The sequence below is a fragment of the Candidatus Neomarinimicrobiota bacterium genome (assembly GCA_016784545.1).
Taxonomy (GTDB): Bacteria; Fidelibacterota; UBA8477; order UBA8477; family JABMPR01; genus JABMPR01.
In genome coordinates this window covers 19065-39506 of the sequence record JADHUM010000039.1, presented here as the reverse complement: position 1 = coordinate 39506, position 20442 = coordinate 19065, and the positions used below count along the sequence as shown (strand labels likewise).

11 protein-coding genes are annotated in these 20442 nt (G+C 44.5%); 9 read left to right on the top strand and 2 right to left on the bottom strand.

The annotated features are described in order from the left end of the window. Positions 1–549 precede the first annotated feature (549 nt). On the top strand, positions 550–1365 hold the full coding sequence (locus ISR87_09990; protein ID MBL7025776.1) for a TIGR00730 family Rossman fold protein: 816 nt from the start codon (positions 550–552) through the stop codon (positions 1363–1365). Here the strand turns inward: ISR87_09990 and ISR87_09985 are convergent. Further along, positions 1362–2471, bottom strand: a complete 1110-nt coding sequence (locus ISR87_09985; protein ID MBL7025775.1) for an anhydro-N-acetylmuramic acid kinase — start codon at positions 2469–2471, stop codon at positions 1362–1364. The genes ISR87_09990 and ISR87_09985 overlap by 4 nt on opposite strands. Before the next feature lie 233 nt (positions 2472–2704). Here ISR87_09985 and tig point away from each other — a divergent pair, with 233 nt between their 5' ends. The 7 genes from tig (at position 2705) to ISR87_09950 (ending at position 16136) form a co-directional block, all read left to right on the top strand. Then, the gene (tig, locus tag ISR87_09980; GenBank protein MBL7025774.1) at positions 2705–3997 is read left to right on the top strand and encodes a trigger factor; all 1293 of its coding nucleotides are present in this window, start codon (positions 2705–2707) and stop codon (positions 3995–3997) included. Continuing rightward, positions 3981–4580, top strand: a complete 600-nt coding sequence (clpP, locus tag ISR87_09975) for an ATP-dependent Clp endopeptidase proteolytic subunit ClpP (GenBank protein MBL7025773.1) — start codon at positions 3981–3983, stop codon at positions 4578–4580. Before tig ends, clpP begins: the two co-directional genes overlap by 17 nt. A gap of 4 nt (positions 4581–4584) precedes the next feature. Continuing rightward, a complete protein-coding gene (clpX, locus tag ISR87_09970) occupies positions 4585–5817 on the top strand; it encodes an ATP-dependent Clp protease ATP-binding subunit ClpX (GenBank protein MBL7025772.1) in 1233 nt (410 codons plus the stop codon). Positions 5818–6194: 377 nt separating this feature from the next. Beyond that, entirely contained in the window at positions 6195–9368 is a 3174-nt protein-coding gene (locus ISR87_09965) for a TonB-dependent receptor (protein MBL7025771.1), read from the top strand. Between the two features lie 15 nt (positions 9369–9383). After that, positions 9384–12779 carry a hypothetical protein gene (locus tag ISR87_09960; protein ID MBL7025770.1) on the top strand — a complete coding sequence of 1132 codons (3396 nt, stop codon included), beginning with the start codon at positions 9384–9386 and terminating at the stop codon, positions 12777–12779. Between the two features lie 29 nt (positions 12780–12808). Then, complete coding sequence (locus ISR87_09955; GenBank protein MBL7025769.1) at positions 12809–13870, top strand: PorV/PorQ family protein; 1062 nt, start codon at positions 12809–12811, stop codon at positions 13868–13870. Positions 13871–13907: 37 nt separating this feature from the next. Further along, a complete protein-coding gene (locus ISR87_09950) occupies positions 13908–16136 on the top strand; it encodes a T9SS type A sorting domain-containing protein (GenBank protein MBL7025768.1) in 2229 nt (742 codons plus the stop codon). A gap of 120 nt (positions 16137–16256) precedes the next feature. Here the strand turns inward: ISR87_09950 and ISR87_09945 are convergent, their stop codons facing one another. Further along, positions 16257–16454: a transposase gene (locus ISR87_09945; GenBank protein MBL7025767.1), complete on the bottom strand. Its 198-nt coding sequence runs from the start codon at positions 16452–16454 to the stop codon at positions 16257–16259. A 587-nt stretch (positions 16455–17041) separates the two neighbouring features. On the opposite strand from ISR87_09945, the gene ISR87_09940 reads away from it, so the two are divergent. Beyond that, positions 17042–20326, top strand: a complete 3285-nt coding sequence (locus ISR87_09940) for a T9SS type A sorting domain-containing protein (GenBank protein ID MBL7025766.1) — start codon at positions 17042–17044, stop codon at positions 20324–20326. The last annotated feature ends 116 nt before the right edge of the window (positions 20327–20442 follow it).

Below are 20442 nucleotides of genomic sequence, written 5' to 3'. Positions count from 1 at the left end.
CACACAGAGACAACATGACTTGCCAGCAACTTAAGAACTCAGGATGTTATTCATGAAATGACTGGAACTATACAGACAAACAAAAGGAATGTTGACCAGAAGCCAATCAGCATGCCCTTACCGTTCTCAACAAAGGCCAAGAATACTCACAGGGACGGGGTAGGACGCACCGTCAAAGAACCATCTATAAATATGATGGCATGGAAATCTTTTTTCCTTGACTTTCTTTTTCATAGAAGACAGGTAGGAATGAGCCCTCTGTGTCATTGCGAGGTTGCGAAGCGACCGTGGCAATCTCCGAGTTCTTGAGTACGGATGGATCCAGATCGCCGCGCCCTATCGGACTCCCCAAGACTGGGAAGGTATTATTCCTGGTGAAGACCCATGGAAGTGTTACCCGTGGGAGCACCATTTATCGCAGCGCATTTACCTCATATCACGAAAAAAGGAAAATGTGGGTTTCAACTATGAATTGAACATTTCAAGACTATTTTCGTGTCCATAAAAAAAGTAGACAAGAACCTATAGAAGTAGTTTAGGAAAAAGAAAATGAAAAAACGCACCGAAAAATTTTACGACAATCAAGAACTCATACATAGCCCCAGAGGTCGCATATTACGCATCATGAGCGAATATATTGGACCTGAGGAAGTGTTCAGAAAAAATAAGATTCAAGATACCATTGTCTTTTTTGGATCCGCCAGAACCCAGCCCAAGCATATTGTAACCCAAGCTATTGAAAAAGCCAAGGCAGAGGGAAGCAGTATAGAGAAGTTAGAGCAATTAGAGCGAGATCTGGGAATGTCCAGATATTATGAAGATGCGCGCGAGCTGGCCTACAAAATGACAGCCTGGTCAAAAAAATTAAAACAGAGTAAACGGCGCTTTATTATTGCCACTGGCGGAGGCCCTGGGATTATGGAAGCTGCCAACCGCGGTGCAGCTGAAGCAAAAGGACTTTCAGTGGGTTTAAATATCTCTTTGCCCTTTGAACAATCTGGCAATCCATATATCAGTCGTGAACTGGAAATGGAATTCCACTATTTCTTTATGCGCAAATACTGGTTTGTCTATCTTGCCAAAGCCCTGATTGCATTTCCCGGTGGATTTGGAACCTTTGATGAATTGTTTGAAACCCTGACTTTGATTCAAACCAAAAAGATCAGCAAGCAGATGCCCATCATGCTATTTGGAAATCGGTTCTGGGACAAGATGATTGATCTTCAGGGCCTGGCTGATTTTGGAACCATCAGTCATTCTGATCTTGAAATGTGTTATCAAACAGATAGTGTTGATGATGCTTTTGAGTATCTGACCGAACAACTTACAGACCTCTACCTGGAAGAAGCTCCAACCACAGACTAGCCAGTTTGTGGCTCCCATAGTTTGCCCAGCGTGACTGCCCTTCTGGCGCCAGTTACGCTGGGCAAATTTGCAGACAACCCATTCGTAAATAGATATCCAAGATAGGCAAAACCGAAGGCCTCCTTATTGCTGGGGTTTACTCCCCGCACATTCAAATGACCTATCGCAATTGAAGGAAGTTCATCCCTCAACAATCCCATAAGTGTTTTATTAAATGCTCCACCACCCGATACATACATCAAGCCAGGCGAATACTCGGAGGATAAGGCATTAATACTTTGAGCAATTGTTCTCGCAGTTAAAACAGTTGAGGTGTGAATTAAATCTTTGCACTCTTGCTTACCACCTGGGTAAAACTGTTTTATGATATCTTGAAAATAGGAATCACCAAACTGTTCTTGTCCTGCAGAGCGCGGGGGAGTGCGTTGATAAAACTCATGCTTAAGTAATTCATCAAGCAACTTGAGATTAACTTTGCCTTGTGAAGCGATATGACCCCCTTCATCAAAAGCCAATCTATCTTTTGTGAACATCCTCACCGACTTGTCAATCAATGTGTTTCCAGGACCCGTGTCCCACGCCAGCACAGGAGCCGGGTTGTTGGATCCTGGCACAATTGTCATATTGGCAATACCTCCAATGTTCAAAGAGAGGACATCAGAGTGCTTCTGCTGCAGGAGGTATTGATCAACAATAGGAATCAGGGGAGCACCTTGTCCTCCTTGCTCAACATCTGCGGTTCTGAAGTCATAGATCACCGGACAGTTGAATTTGTCAGACATTGCCTGAGGCTTTCCAATCTGGAGTGAAAAGTGAGGTGGCTCATGCTTGATGGTTTGACCATGGGAAGCAATGAGATCAAAATCAAGATTTAGCTTTTCAATCTCCTTGGCAAACCACAGGCCCAGCTCAATATCAAGACGGCCTATCTCATCATCACTCAGTTGTAATGGGTTCCTGAAACTTTTTTGAAAGGTCTCAGGATAAGGAATCTCACAGCTATGCAATATCTCAAAATCTGGAGCACGATCCTGGCCCTTGAATCTCACAAGACACAAATCCAGACCGTCTGCTGAACTGCCTGTCATAAGTCCCAGGATTTTCATTTGCTGCTCCCCATGATTTTTAGCCATCCCCTAAACTGCGAATATTCACTATGTAAATCAATATCCTTGAGAGGTATTCAAATAAATATTCCCAGTGGAAATTCCCTGAAAACTTCGCACGGATTTTCATTCCACTTGCATAGGTTCCCAACTATCTTGCCTCGCTAATTTGGAATGATGCCAGCAATTAATATTATAATCTGGCTTGAATATAGATTGAATGGGAGAGATTTGTGGATATCAAGATTGAAGTTGGGAAACCTCACGAAAGAACGTTGAAAATTCGTGTAGAGTGGTCTGAAATGGAACCCGGTTTTGAAAAAAAATTGACCAAACTAAATAAACAGGTAAATCGGCCTGGATTCAGACCTGGTAAAATACCCAGAAAAATAATGCTCCAATCTTATGGACCTAGCGTGCTGGCTGACATTCTGGATGAAACCGTACAGGCTGCCTACTACAAAGGCATCATGGATAACGACCTGGCCCCCATTGATCAGGGCAGTATTGAAGACATGTCTGAATTTGATATCGGCAAAGATCTTGAATTTTCACTAAAGCTTCAGGTTGAACCGGATTTTGAAATGTTCGACTATAAAGCAGGATTTAAGATCACTAAAAATGAATATACCGCAACTGATGAAGATATCGCTCATGCATTGGAACATTTGCAAGAACGCTTTGCAGAAGTTGAAATTCGTGACGATGGTGCTGTGGATGGTGATCTACTCAAGGGTGATCTCCAATACCTGGATGCAGAAGGTGTTGCCATAGAAGGCAGCTCTGTTGAGGACCGATATATAAAAATCGGTGATGGTGTATTTGGTGGAGATGTGGGTAAAAAGCTCATCGGCTCCAAGGTGGGCGATGAAGTGAGTTTTGATATCCCGGCCCAGACCAAAGATGCTGAGGACCTTCATATCCGTATGCAGGTGAAGTCAGTTGAGACTCATATCCTTCCAGAATTGAACGATGACTTTGCAAAGCAGGTTGATCCCAAATTTGAAACTCTCCATGCTTTGAAAGAGAGCAGTCGCCAAGATATCCAGAAGCAATTGGACTATGATGTCTTGAGGGCTCAGGATCAGAACCTGGCCAACAAGCTGGTTGAAGAAACCAAGCTCGAGGTTCCAGAAGCAATGATTGAGGACTACCTGGGTAAACTTGTTGAACGGGTTCGCCAGGAGCGTGGTGCAGATGTGAACGAAGAAGAAGTTCGTGAACAAAATAAAGAACGCGCTATCTGGGAATTATCCTGGTACCTCATTCGTAAAAAACTCCTCGCCACAGAAAAAATCGAAGTTACCGATGAAGATGTGGAATTAAAACTCGATGAGCTCGTCGCACAAATGCCTGGTGATGCTGAAAAGATGAAAACACTTTATAGAGATAAACAATATCTTCCCCAGATTAAAGATGATATCCTGGAGAAAAAGATATTTGCTCACATCGAATCTTTTGCAAAAGTAAAAGTTAAGAAAGCCACCAGCAAAGAAATCGGAGGCTACCATGCACACGCTCACTAGTCAACTTGTCCCCATGGTTGTTGAACAGACAGGCCGTTCAGAACGCGCCTATGATATATACAGCCGTCTACTTAAAGAACGTATCATCTTCCTTAGCACACCTATCGATGATAATGTTGCATCTCTCGTTGTTGCACAGTTATTGTTTCTAGAGGCCGAGGATAGCGAGAAAGATATAAACTTATACATAAACTCCCCTGGTGGAATAATTACATCTGGTATGGCCATTATGGATACCATGAATTTTATCAAGCCAGATGTTTCCACCATCGTTGTGGGACAGGCTTCCAGCATGGGCGCACTCTTGCTTGGAGCTGGAGCCAAGGGAAAACGTTTCACCCTACCCAACTCAAGAATAATGATTCACCAACCCATGGGTGGTACTGAAGGACAGGCATCAGATATTGTCATTGCTGCTGAAGAGATTCAGAAGACCAAACACAAGTTGAATCAGATGTTGGCAAAGTTTTGTGGTAAGCGCGTTTCTCAAATTGAGAAAGATGCTGACAGAAATTATTTCATGTCTGCCCCTGAAGCTGTCGCCTATGGCATCGTAGACGATATTCTCGAAAAACGAGGGTAAGTCCTTGGCAAAAGTTAAACCGGGGAAAACGTGTTCCTTTTGTGGAAGACCCCAGGAAGAAACTGGCATGCTCATCGCCAGTCCAACAGGATCGAATATTTGTGGGCGATGTATTGATCAAGCTCAACAGATAGTTAAAGATGAATCTCCTGGAATAAACAAATCATTTAGTTTGTTTTCCTCCATTGGCGAAATACCCAAACCAGTTGAAATTAAATCTCATCTCGACGCCTATGTCATTGGTCAGGAGCACGCAAAACGAGCGGTTTCTGTCGCCGTGTATAATCACTATAAACGCATCATGGTTCAAGATGATGTGCATGATATTGATCTGGAGAAGAGTAACATATTACTCATGGGTCCAACAGGCACTGGCAAAACTTTACTTGCACGTGCATTGGCAAGTTTCCTGGATGTTCCATTTGCCATTGCTGACGCAACCGTCCTCACAGAAGCTGGTTATGTTGGTGAGGATGTAGAAAATATATTGGTTCGACTTCTTCAGTCAGCAGATTATGATGTTCAAGCCACAGAAGCCGGTATCATCTATGTAGATGAAATCGATAAAATTTCGCGCCGTTCTGCCAACGCATCCATCACCCGTGATGTTTCTGGAGAAGGTGTCCAACAGGCATTACTAAAGATATTGGAAGGGACCGTCGCCCAGGTACCGCCAAAGGGTGGTCGCAAACATCCCGAGCAACCCCTGGTTTCCATCAACACTAAAAACATTCTGTTTATTGTTGGAGGCGCATTTGAGGGCATAGAAGAGATCATTGCCCGTCGACGAAAAAAGACCCTGTTGGGTTTCTCCAGTTTTGATGAAGAACAGTCAAAATTGAAAGGGGCAGAACTTTTACGGGTTGTAGAACCTGAGGATTTGCTTCAGTATGGACTCATCCCTGAGCTTATTGGAAGACTACCTGTGTTGGCTGCATTGGAAGATCTCACCAGAGAAGCTTTGCATTCCATTCTTCTGGAACCACGCAATGCCCTGGTCAAGCAGTATCAAAAAATGTTTGAAATGGAAGGGGTTGAGCTCATCATTGAAGAAAAGGCTCTGGATGCCATTATTGATGAAGCTGAGAAAGTCGGTACAGGAGCTCGAGCTTTACGTCGATCTATGGAAAAGGTGATGCAGGATATTATGTTTGATTTGCCTGACTGGGACGGTATCAAAAAATGCGTAATTACTGGGGCAGTTGTAAAAGACGGCAAACCCCCCCGGCTTAGCTAAATATCCAATTTCGCTTCAATCCCATCTTTCCCCAGGCAGCAAACATTGAAAAATGAGTCCCAGATTGGGCTTTTCGTCGCTTAGAGGTTTGTTTCTTACGATTTACAAAACTAATTCAATTGTTTTGAATCTCCATTGACCAATACACTATTTAGATAATACATGCTAAACCCATCTTTTGAATTACCCAGGATAGAGCCGTTCCCTTCTATGCTTGGGCTCTCAGCGATTATTCCGGCTATGGAGACTACTTAATAGTAACAATAACCGTTGATAAATAAGGCTTTCTTGAGTACCACAAAAAACTTGCAAGGCCATTTATTTTCGACTATTCTTCATGTCGATGCGTTAAAGAAACGTTAGTGGAGGAAATAAGAATGAAATATCGTCACTTGCTGACTGGTTTGGTCATATTTATAATGGCAGTACAGCTAGTTTTTGCTGGAACCACTGGAAAAATTTCCGGTTTGGTAACCGATGCTAGAACCGGAGAGCCCCTTCCCGGTGTAAATGTTATAATTCAGGGTACTAATTACGGTACTGCTACAGATCTTTCAGGTCATTTTTATATCCTGAATGTTCCCCCTGGTATCGTAACAATCGATGCTTCTTTTATTGGTTATGCCAGAATGTCAATACAGGAAGTCCGGGTTGTGGTAGATATGACAACAACCACGAATATCTCCATGCAGGTAGAAGCCTTGCAGGGGCAAAGTATTGTTGTTGTGGAGACACGTCCTTTAGTGGATTCGAAATCAACCAACGAGCGTCGTACCATTCGAAGTGAAGATATTACCAATCTGCCTGTACGTGATGCCGACGAAATTGTTGCCCTCCAGACAGGTGCGATTCGTGTAGGAAACAACCTGCATATCCGTGGTGGAAGACTTGAAGAAGTCGCTTACTACGTTGATGGTGTCTATCAGGTAAATGACTTTAATAGAATTTCAAGACCACAGGCTGCTGAAGTGTCTAGCCAGGCTCTGGAGGAACTTTCCTTCCAGGCTGGTGGATTTGATGCTGAATATGGTTCAGCAACAGCTGGTTTGATCAACATGTCCACCAAAACTGGTGGCAGAAAATTTAACATCGCTGGTGAGATCGCAACGGATGAGTTTCTGCCTTCTGAAGATGGTGGAACGTTTTTGGATAAGAGTGATGATGGTCTTTTCCAAACGTACTCTTACGGTCAAAACATCTATAATTTATCTATTAACGGTCCCGTCCTTCCAGACCTGACATTTTACCTTAACGCAGAGTACCAGTATAATCAGGATAGAAGAACTACTTCAGGTTCACATCCAGAGTCAACGTATCTTGGTGATCTTGACTCAAATGGATATGCCACCTATGATGAATATGAAGTATTCGCAAAATATGGTCCCCTTCCAAACAATTCTGAAACCAAACTCCTGGCCACTGGAAACCTCCTCTATGCCAAGAAAAATATTCGCATCAAAATCGGTGGAAACATTGCAAACACCCGTTGGAATTCATATGGAACCACAGTCGCCTCTTTCGATAAGGCAGCCTTTGCTTTAGAGAGTATCCCACTGTGGAAAAGTAAGACCCAGGCTGGTTACATGCGAGGAACCTGGACAATCAATTCCAAGACCTTACTGGATTTTCAAGTGTCATCCTTTAACGATGGATACGAGACAGGTCATGAAAAACTGTGGGATGATTTTTTCTATTACGGTCTGAAAGAATTCCCTGTTGATGAGTTGGATGCAATAGCAGCCCTCGATGATGATGAGCGCAGGCAAATGCTGGCAAATGAATACGACCCGATTCAATACATAATTGATCATAGGTCAGACTTCACGGAAGTAGATGGCAATCTTGTCTATCAACCTGCCCTGCGTCAGAATGGAACTGACCCCTCAACTTCTGGTGCATATGCTGATTTTAGTGCACCTGGAACCATTAACTCCGCCTATGCAAGAAATGAAACGGGGTATTGGGGTATGAATACCAACCTGAAAATGCAGAGAGGGGTTCATGAGCTTAAAGTTGGTGGTGAGTTTAGACAATACCTGATCCGCTACTATCGTCTGGGAGCGCCAGAACGTCTGGCTTCCACATTCTTTAATAATACACCTCGCAACCAGGAAGAATTTGCTACAGATCTGGCCGCTGGTGATCTTGCCCTGGGAGACTATACAGTATATCAAGACTATATTGATAATTACTGGTTCCAGGCCTACAAGAATGCTTATTCAGAAAATATGGGTTACAGTATCGATGGTTCTTCCCTGGTTAATACAGCCCTTGGAGATGACCGAGATGGTGCTCGTCGTCCCACCGTTGCTGGAGTATATCTTCAGGATAAGGTTGAGATGAGTGACCTGATTATGAATATTGGTTTACGCTACGATTACATCGCTGCCAATAATTTTCAGTTCAGAGACCCATCCAAGATTATTCTTGATCAGGAAGGTGCAATTGCGGAACAAGTATACATGGATGAGGATGGAATTTACTCCAGTTACGAGACAACTCCCTTTGATGCTACTGGTACAGAGCAGCTGACGCTGAGAGACCCGATTCATATTATTAGCCCAAGACTGGGTCTGGCCTTTCCAGTGACTGATCGTACGGTTTTCCATGCTCAATATGGAAAATATGTACAACAGCCACAATTGAATCGCCTCTTTCTCAGTTACACACGTTTTGCAGCCAACCTGAGTCAGGGTAACTATACGACTTCTGGGAACCCAGAACTTGAGCCTGTACGTACAACTTCATATGAAATTGGATTCCAGCAGGCTATTGGCGATGCTGCCAGTCTAGATATGACGGTCTTCTACAAACAAATGACAGGTTATGTTCAGATCAGAAATGTCCAGGATGCAACACCTGTGATCTATGCACGTTATGTCAACGGTGACTATGGTAGTATCAAGGGACTGTCCACATCCTTTAACTTAAGAAGATCCGGATATGTCCAGGCTACCCTGAACTATACACTCCAGTATGCCGGCGGAACCGGTTCAACTGGAGCGGGTCAGTATAAGATCGCCTGGCAATCAGGAAATTATCCTTCATTTGTAAGCCCGCTTGATTTCGATCAACGTCATACTGGGTCAATCAATGTGGATTTCAGAACCACTTCAAAGGATAGAATCCCTGAGGCGGGTGCCAACCTGCTCTTCACATTTGGAAGTGGACGCCGCTACACGCCAATGGCCATTAATAGTGCAGTTTTCCCAGGAACCTCTGATACCCCAGTCGCCGCACTGAATTCCGGTGTGATGCCCTGGTTCTATCAGATGGATTTAAAGCTGGATAAGAACTTCACAGTGGGTCCCCTGAGACTTAACACCTACATCTGGGTTAAGAATTTACTGGATCGCTCTAACGTGCGAGACGTTGAGGATGGCACTGGTCAGGCAAACAACGATGGTTGGCTCACTACGGATTATGGAAAAGCATGGTTAGCTGATGAAAACAACTCTGAAGAATTGTACAGGATGCGCATGGTTCATCCTTTTAACTATGAGAACCCCAGGACCTTTCTGCTAGGTGTTCGATTTTATATGGGCAATTAGGAGAGAGGTGAAGATATGAATGTTGAGAGTAAATCTATGAAGCATATTATTGCAGTAATGTTGTCTGTTATTCTGTTTGCCACAGGTGGCTTGGCAGATGTAAGAAGCCTTGGGAACAGTTCTAACCTTGCAAAAGCGAATACCCTGGAGTTTATCTTATATGATGCAAATCAGATACGATCCTGGGTGGGTAATAACGGCCACATTGTGAGTCATATTCCTACAGGTGATTCAGGTTTGGAATGGCCAAAAGGTTCTGGGTACACAGCTGTGTTTGCCTCAGGTCTTTGGGTGGCAGGAATGGTTGATGGGAGTGTAAGATCAGCTGCTGCTGAATTCACGTCCGAATTTCAGCCCGGAATCATTATTTATGATCCTGTAACACAAACATCTTCTGGTCCAGATTCTCCCAATGATGCTCGCTTTCAGGTGAGCTCCATTGACAAGGGTGACAATGCTGATGTCACTTCCCCCAATTATAACCGTGAATATTCAACCTGGCCGGCTGCTGATGGTGCTCCTGCCCACGATGGTGAGTTTTTTACCGATACCAATCTGAATGGTGTTTGGGATGATGGTGAGCCCTGGGATGATTTTGATGTTGATGGTATTTATGATGGTCCTGATGGCGTCATGATCAGTGGTGAAGATCCTCCTCAGATGATTGGTGATCAGATGCACTGGTTTGTCATCAATGATGCTGAACCAAATACACACTCCAATCTGTGGTCAACTGAGCCCTTGGGCATTGAAGTTCAGACGACAGTCTTTGGTTTTGATCGGGCTGACCCTTTAGGTAACGTGATGTTTCTTAAATGGCTGGTAATAAACAAGAGTGGTGGAGATATCGATGATATGTATCTCTCCATTTGGTCAGATGCTGATCTTGGTGATGCCACCGATGATTATGTGGGTTGCGATACAACGCTCTCAATAGGTTACTTCTATAATGGAGGACAGACTGATCAGGACTATGGTTCTAAGCCACCTTCAGTTGGCTATGACTTCTTCCAGGGTCCTATTGTCCCATCAGTTGGTGATACTGCACTGATTTCCGGTAGAGAAATTGCCGATTTCAGGAATCTTCCCATGACCTCATTCGTCTACTACATTAATGGTGATCCTTTTCTTGATGATCCTGAAACCGCTGATGAAGCCTATAATTATATGCAAGGTCTCTCGGTAACTGGTGAAGTCTTTCATGAGAGATTTGATGAATCCCTTCCGGTTTCAAGATTTATTTATCCTGGTGACCCCAACACTCGTAGTGGCTGGACAGCCTATGATGATCTAGTACCAGGTGATATGCGCGGTATGATGAGTTCAGGACCCTTTGATATGTCCACCTGGATAGATACAGATGGTGATGGTTTCCCACAGGTTGGTGAACCCGGTGTCCAGGAAGTTGTCTCTGCTGTTATCATTGCAGCAGGAACCAATAATACCAATGCCGTTAGTGCTATGAAATTCTTTGACCAGTATGCACAGGGTGCCTATGATGCACAGTTTAATCTGCCAAGTCCATCCTCACCACAGGTGCTTGTGAGCGAGTTGGATAACCAGATTATCCTGTCCTGGGAAGAAGGTGCAGAAGCACTTGAAGCTTTCTCGGAGCTGGAATATGAGTTTGAAGGCTACAATATTTATCAGGGCGAATCAGAAAATGGTCCCTGGGTACGTGTCCAAACTTATGATGTGGCCAATGGAGTTGGAACCATCCTGGATAGGGAGTTTAATGTTGAGAACGGCCTAATCCTTGAAGGTCCTGTTCAATTTGGAGCTGATGAAGGGGTTCAACGTCTTATCGATTTACGACGAGATGCAGTCCGTGGCAATATTGATCTCATCAACGGTCGCAAATATTACTATGCTGTTTCATCCTATGCCTATAGTGAATCAAAGGCTCCCAAGACAGTTGAGAGCTCAAAATCCGCTATTATTGTGCGACCCCATGCACCAGCCCTTGGACTGGTCCTGAACGCCGCCACCGGTGATAGCGTTGGGTATAGCCATATTGGTATTGCCGAAGCCTCAATTACAGCTGAAGTCATCGACCCCTTACAATTGACAGGCGATTCCTATGCTGTTGATTTCACATTTGATTCCACCAGCATGTCAGGATGGTGGGCCTTTGGAAGAACCAACGAATCTGACGTTTTGGTTGACACCTTGGTTAAGTCGTCCAATACGATGGTCGTAATAGGAACTGATACAACTGATGTTGAAGATGGCTTGCTAGCCTACCGTTCAGATTTGATCGATGGATTTGTCTTTGATGTAAACAACGTTTCCTTCGAGGCCCCTAAAACGAATACCACCTGGAGTCAGACTACAAATATTGTGGGTACTCAAAATGAAATCATGACCTATCTGGCTGTTTCACCTGGTGGTGTAGATTCACTGGCTTGGTTAGATGAGGCCCAGACACAAATGGTCCATATGGATACCCTTTATGGTCCTGATTACTATTATGACTATTTCGAAAGACGAGATGTTATTGACCTCACTTATTTCGATCTCTTTCGTGAAGTGACCCATGATGTTCACATCCAGGCCTTCGCATCCAATTTTGGAGGCATCGGTGGTGATAGACTTGCTGACATTCCAAATGTTGGAGGTGGTAGCGAATCCATCATTGATCTTCAGGCAGATCTTCAAATCAGATTTACTGAGGAGGGACAGAAAGCCACGAGATGGTTGAGACGTGCTGATGATACACTTATACACGTGCCGTTTGAAGTGTGGGATATGGACCAGAATCGACAACTGGTTCTGGGTGTAAAGGACAATAATAAATCAGGTGGTATCCAGGATACATCACTTGATAATTGGGAAAACACTCTCGATTTGGATTGGGTCGCCGTCTACTTCCTGGATTATGCAACCCATGCTGATTCCATACAGGAATTTAGAGATAATCCCAATTCCGGTTGGGCCTGGCAGTTTAATGACGCCTCAAAATTTACTGTGGGTGACGTCCTTGATCTGAGCTTCTTGAATCCCGTTAAAGCCGGTGAAGACAGATGGCTGTTTTCGCCATCTTCTCTGGTTGATGCAACCAATGATGAAGCAAAAGAACAACTCGATTTGTTGAATGTCTTCCCCAATCCATATTTTGCATTTAATGTGGAGGAGAGAGCGCCTCTCGATCGATTTGTGACCTTTACTCACCTGCCAGAAGGAGATGCTACCATTCGTATTTATTCTCTGGGTGGTCACTTCGTAAGAGTAATAGATCACGGTTCTACAAGCTTTGCCGGAAGTTCATTTGATCAATGGAATTTGACAAATAATGCAGGTATTCCAGTTGCCAGTGGAATGTACATCGTGCACATCGAAATCCCAGATGTTGGGGATCGCTTCCTCAAACTGGCGATATTCCAACCTGAAGAACGCTTAGATGTATATTAGAATTTCATTGAGTATAGAGGATAAATACTATGTATAAAACAAATAGACTTTCAAAGGGTTTGATGGTCCTGCTCATTACACTCCTTGCCGTTAGTATTGCATTTGCCGGCAGCGATAAACGTCGTGGAACCGCAGGTGCCCAGGAATTGTTGTTGCCTGTTGGATCAGTTGGAACCGCCATGGGTGGCTCTTATAGTGCCGTTGTTTCAGGAATCGAAGCTGCTTATTGGAATCCAGCTGGTGTGGCCAAACTTGAGGGGAATGGTGAAGCCATTTTCTCACATATGGATTACATCGCTGATATTAATGTTGAGTATGCTGCCATCGCCAGTCGCGTCGGCAACCTGGGTGTTCTGGGAGCCAGCTTAAAAACCATTAACTTTGGTGAAATACCGGTGACAACCACAAACTCTCCCGATGGAACTGGAGAAACATACTCTCCCCGCTATATGACCATCGGCGTCATTTTCTCAAGAGTGATGACAGATCGTATTAATTTTGGCGCCAAGCTGAATTTAATCTCAGAGCAGATCATGCGAGTCAGTGCCAATGGCGTGGCTCTCAATGCCGGTGTTCAGTATCGGACTTCTGAGGATGGTTTTATGATGGGTGTGACGTTGCGCAACCTGGGAATCGACATGCTGTTCACGGGCGCCGATCTGGAACAGACCATTACTCCTCCTGGATCAGAACCGGGTACCCGTAGTGAACCATGGCGTATTCCATTGTCTTCATTTGAGTTACCTACTCAATTGGAAATTGCCATTGCTTATGGTGTTTATCACAATGGGTCTTCAAAATTGACCCTTGGTGGATCATTCTTAAATGATAACTTTTCTCTTGACCAATACACTTTCGGCGCAGAACTTGAAGTCATGGACATGTTTTACCTACGTGGATCTTATGCCTTGGCTGAAGATCCCGAGACTCACGAGCTTTATTCTGGGAACGAAGAATTTCTTTGGGGACCAGGATTCGGTGGTGGATTGAAGCTGAAAATGGGTACAACAAATCTTAAAATTGACTATGCCATGAGACCAACGTATTTGTTTGCAAATACACAATGGCTCTCATTTCGGGTAGGCTTTTAATAATTAATACACAAACACAACCAAAAGGAGGACGTGTATGAACCGCGTAAAAACGCTACTTCTAACAGTAACAGTTCTGTTACTGGTATCAAGCCTGTTCGCAGGCCAAGAGGTTATTCCCTTTCGTGGGGAGTATAAGGCAAATCCAAATCGCGTAAATGTGACTCGCGATACGGATGTTACAATGACAAACCTAGAAGGTCTGAACCCCAACACCAACTTTGGTGGCTGGACAAAAGATTATTTCTTAGAGTATTACGTACCTGCAGCTGATGGATATGTAAATTCTATTGATTTTAATTTTTCAGATCTGCCAGACGTAACTGGTGGTGGTATGGCTATCTGGATTTATGAAGCCAACTATCCATGGCCAGAACTTAACTCAGAAGCTATCGCTGATGCTTGTGGTGATGCCCAGTTGGGTTACTACGATGAAGCCACAGGATATGAGAATGTTGGAACAAACTGGGTCCGTGGCGGAATCAACTCCGTTGATGGTGCTCTGGATGTTGACTACGATCCTCTGGGTGCTCAGATTTGGCCAGAGTTTGGTGCTGGTAGTATCTCTATCGAACCAAATGCTGACGATGTAGGCTGGGTAACAGCTGATCTGGTAACTCTTGATGGTGAACCTGCTTATTTTGAACGCGGTGTGCCCATCATTGTTGTTATCAAATTCACAGGCTTCCCAGACGGCGCTGACGCAAATGAATACCGCATGGGTTTCTTCTCAGCAGTAAAGCACATTGATCCTCAGCCAGCTATGAAGTTTTATAGCACCATTTCAAGTCCTACAGGCCGTTGTAACACTAGTGACTGGGGTTGGTACATTCGTTCATATGTATGGGATTGGGATTTACAGGCTACCTTAACTGGCGATCGTGGTCCAGTAGTAGCTATGGATGCCCTGGTTACAACTCTCTCAACTAGTGCTCAGATAGTTACAGCAACGATTACAGATGATAACCCAAGTGGCGGCGCCGCTGGTGTTGCCTCTGCTGCAATGTTTTATACCATTGATGGTGGAACCGCTGTAGAAGTTGCCATGACTGGATCAGGCGATGAATTTTCCGCTCCAATTCCTGGTCAAGTACCTGGAACTGAAATCACTCATTGGGTAGAAGCAACTGACGTTGGAGGTATCACAACTGTTGGTGAAGCCAATACTTACTCAATCTTCGAAGCACTCGAGCCATTGCTCCTGGTTTTTGATGATGTAAATGCCTACTCAGGTGGCTACGAATACTATTACTATGTCACACTTGCAGATACATTTGCTAATCATTTTGACCTATGGGAGCCAAAGTTTGGTCCTGTAAGCTCAGAACTTGTTAACAATTATGAGTTGGTCTATCACGTCATGGGTGGCGGTCCTTATAACGATGCCACTGACGTTAGCACTGTATATGCCAATTGGTTGGCAGCAGGTACTGAAGCAGCTCCCCATCGTCTTTTCCTAACTGGTCAAGACTATGGTGTGATCTCTGGCTTTGCTGATACAACTTTCCCAGCAAGTGCTTTTGAGAACATGTATCTTGGTGTTGAGACTCTGGGACCACAGGATATCAACTATGATGGTACTGTTGCTTCATATGAAAATGCCTATGCTATTGATGCTGTAGAGAACGATCCAACAACTGGACACCTGTTCAGCTATGCTGCTGACAGTCTCCAGATGTTCTATGAGCCAAATTATGAAAATAATTTTGCTAACTGGATTGACAACCTGACTCCATCAACTGGAACAGTATGTTTTACTGATCCTAACAATGCAGACGCTGCTGTTGCTGTCTACAATGAAGGAACTGGTTGGAAGACTGCTTTCTGGACAGTAGATCCTGTTTCAATCAACTTCTACAGCCCTGCTGACACTTCAAGTATGTACCATTGGGGTTTAAACGCCAATGGTGGTACTGTTAATCCAACCTTTGATTGGCTTGGTGTTCCTCATTATGTTGTTGGTATCGAAGATGTAGTTGAAATTCCTGCTACTTCAAGACTCCATGCCAGTTATCCAAACCCCTTCAACCCAGTAACCAACATTGCTTATGAATTAGGTAATGCTGCTGATGTAAACATCACTGTTTACAACATGCTGGGTCAAGAAGTGGCCACACTGGTTGCTGGTTTCCAGACTGCTGGTGCCTATACAGTTCAGTGGAACGGAATTGACCATGCTGGTCATTCAGTCCCATCAGGTCTGTATTTCTACACCATGCAGACTGAAGGATTTAGCGCAACTCAGAAAATGATGCTGCTCAAATAATCCTGGTTTTATCGTTTTACCTAAAGAGGCTGTCTCAGAACATGAGGCGGCCTCTTTTGTTTTTAGCCACGGATTCACACGGATTGGCACAGATTGTTTACAAAGAACCGCTAGGCAGCCTTAATTTTCGAAAATTGGCATCCTTCGCAGTCTCTCAGACCCAAAGATGTCTCCAGTATTCATATTCATACTGATCTTCTGCCATATTTTCATGAGATTATGGGCAATAGCGATCAACCCGAACTCGATGGATACCCTATCAAGACCACGGAGGAAGAAGCGCCTGAACTGATGATTCGCCTTGATCTGACCGAACACAGCTTTAGGCTCTCTGGGTCCTCTGGATCGGTGATCCAAAACGAAAAGAACGAATGGTCCTGTGTAGCTTCGCGATCTTCGTCAAACTTGTCTATCGAAACCCATAGGGTGTAGATAGATTCGTTGTAGAGTAAAAATAAATTAACACTTCAGCCTTCTCCGCCTGCTCAATGGCCAAATTATTCAGTATCACCTTATAGTATGGATGCAGTTTGAGTTTAAAAGCTTAACTCCCATTTTTTACAACGAAGTAACCGAAATGAACGAATGGTCTTATGTAGATTCGTAATCTTCGTCAGGTTCGTTGTGAGAAAAAAAATAAATTAACACTTTGGCCTTGTCCGCATGCTCAATGGCCAAATCTTTGTAGCTAAAATTTGGAGGGGGTTAACCCCTTTATATACGACTATATCAATAACAGTCATATATGCAAGTATCAACCCCCTATACCCTTATACCCCTATACCCAAAAAAGGCCACTCTTTTAGGACAACCTCTAGCCTAATGTCTGCTCACCCTGACCCACCATTGCATTAGTAATTAATAATACTATATTTTAGACTCATAATTGGAAATTAGGGGGAATCATGAAGTACTCAGAAGAAAAGATCATCAGACACCTACTTCTCCTGGTTTGCCTTGTTTCCTTCGGCTTAGCCAAAGATCCCAATCACAGAACCCTGACGAAACCCGCTACCCTGGAATTTGTCCAATTTACAGGCAATAATATCAATAGCTGGATGGGTAATTATGGACACCTGGCAAGTCACGTCCCAACCGGAAATGGTGGCGGAGAATGGCCTGCAGGTAGTGGCAATACGGCCATTTTTGTTTCAGGAATATGGGTTACCGGGCAGGTTAATGGTGAGCTCCGTAGCGCTGCTGCTGAATTTTCAAGTGAGTGGACCCCCGGAATCATACCCTATGACACCCAGACCAGGCTTCCCACAAGCAATACTCCCCATAATACAACAGATCATCAAATATATTTAATCAGGGAGGGGGATTCCCCAGACCCTACATCAGAAAATTATAATCGCGAATATGCCAATTGGCCAGCTTCAGATGGGGCTCCAGCACATGACGGTGAACTTTTCACAGATCAGAATCATAATGGGGTTCGAGATTCAGGCGAACCATATGAGGACTTTAACCAAAATGGCATCTATGATTCTCCCGATGGTCAATTTGTCACTGGGGAGGATCCTCCCGAGGTCAAGGGGGATGAACAGGTCTGGTGGGTCATGAATGGCTGGGGAGCTGCCACTCATCACAACCTGTGGAGTACAGACCCCCTTGGTGTGGAAACGCAGGTAAGCGTATATAACCGATCAATACATCCCCTCTACGAAAATGTACAGCTTCACGATATCAAAATGGTGAACAAGGGTGGCGAGCGGCTGGACAGTGTCTACTATGCCTATTGGAGCGATGTAGACCTTGGCGATGCCACTGATGATCAGGGTGGCTGCGATACCAGCTTGTCCCTGGGATATTTTTATAACGGAAATGCCCGCGATCAAGATTATGGCATGACTCCACCTGCAGTGGGATATACTTTTCTTCAAGGACCTATGGTTGAATCGTTTGGGGATACCATTATTGCCCATGGAGATGTTTTCGCTGATAAACGTTTTTTGGGGATGACTTCCTTCATATTAATGCTCAAAGGGTTGTATCCTTTTGAAGATCCTGAGAACGCAGTTATAGCCTATTTCTATATGCAGGGACTCGGCTCTGATGGGGCTGCCTTTACTGATCCAAGCGGTAGCGTGACACCTTTTCATTTGTCTGGAGACCCGGTGAATGGTGATGAGTGGACTGCTATGAGTCAATATACCCCCAGTGACAAGCGGGCGTTGATGAGTAGCGGACCTTTTACCATGGAACCCTGGGATGATCTTAATCAGAATGGGTTCGCTGATTTTGGTGAACCAGGTGTGCAGGTCATTCATGCGGCTCTCATCATAGTCAGCGGGGTAGACCACTTGGATGCCATTACCAGCTTGAAGTATGCCACTGGCAAGGTACGTTCAGACTTTGAATTTGGCTTCAAAACCCCACGACTTGATCCACCAATGGTAAATACTAGTGCTAATGATCAGGAAATCGTCCTTAACTGGTATGCAGGTGCAGAAGCCTACGAATCTACCAATAGTTATGGATACCGTTTCGAGGGCTACAATGTTTTTCAGGGACCAAGTGCCAACGGTCCATGGACCAGACTTCACACCTTTGATTTGGTTAACGGAGTTGGTCGTATTGTGGAACCACAGATGGATGATTTAGGATTTATCAGCAACGAACTGGTACAGTTTGGAGATGATACGGGTCTAACCCATTTGTTGTCCATCACTGAAGATGCCTTGAATGAGGATGCCCCCCTCACGAATAATAAGCTCTATCATTTTGCCCTCTCGGCCTATGCATATCATGAGGAAAGGCTCCCAAAATCTATCGAGAGCAGTAAACGTATTTTCAGCATTCGACCCCATGAGACCTATGAGATGGCAGGGGTCAGAGATACCCTTGAAGTGGAGCAAGTAGGTAATGCAGACGTGGATGTGACGGTGGATGTGCTTGATCCAGGTCAGTTGACCGGGCTCAACTATAAACTTGGCTTTGAATACGACTCAACCCAGGCCAAGGCCCGCTGGTATGTGACACGACGAGCTGTTTCCTTTGAGGATACAGCCCTTCAAAGCGACTGGCATGGTCTTGACTGGTTCACTTCTCAATCTTATCGAGGGGCAGATCTATATCTGGATGGTTTCGAATTATCAATTGATGATATGTCTTTTTCTCGACCTAGACTGAATAGGGGCTGGCAGCAGACTATAAATCTTGAAGGTACGACCATAGATAGTCTCACCTTAAAGGCAGTCGCACCAGGGGCAGTTGATTCCTTATTCTTTGATGAGGTGGGCGGCCACCTGGTCCATCTCGATACGCTCATAGGGTCACCCTGGTATTGGGATTATTTCAGAATAGAAGAACGTGCCGATGGCACCTATTACATACTTTATCACGAAGGCACCCACGATGTATATATACAGGGCTTCGCCAGTAACTTTGGGGCTATCAATGGAGATCGTATTGCAGATATTCCCAATGTGGGGGGAGGGTCTGAAGATGTCAATGCCCTCCAATCAGACCTTGAAATCCGCTTTACCGAGACTGGTCAGAAAGCCACGCGGTACCAGAGGCGAGCTAATGACACGCTGATCACAGTACCGTTTGAGGTGTGGGATACTGAAAGGAATATTCAACTCTGTCTGGGTATCAAGGACAATAACAAGAGTGGTGGTATTCAGGATACCAGTCGCATAGACTGGGAAAATTCGTTGGATCTGGATTGGGTGATTGTCTTTTTCCAGGATTATTCGACTCATTCAAATGAATTACAAGCCTTTGGGGATAACCCAAATTCAGGGTGGGCCTGGCAGTTCAATGATGAATCCCGATTTTCAGTGGGTGACCTTCTCACCCTACACTTTGTGAACCCCATAGATGCCGCAGTAGATGCCTTTCACTGGAGCACTGATGTGGCAGGAGTCACCTACAACGAAGACGCCCTCGATCTCATCCAGGTATTCCCCAATCCCTACTTTGGCTATCACGCAGATCAAACCACTGCATCTGGGCCCTATGTGACCTTCAGCAACCTGCCTGAGCAGGAATGTATCATTCGGGTCTACACCCTGGGTGGTCAGCTGGTCAAACGCATTGATCACAACCCTGGTTCTTATGAAAACTGGGATCTGCTTAATGAGCACCACAGAGCTGTGGCCAGTGGAATTTACATCGTTCACATCGAGGTCCCTGATCTGGGAAATAGAATCCTGAAACTGGCCATCCTTCAACCCGAATAAGAAGTCTATCCTTTTCAAACTGGGACTCCTATTCCAGACGACTCCCAACACCTTTTTTCCCCAGGATTGATTAACTGATTTTATTCATCCCTGATTCAATTAGTTTAAGCCCCATT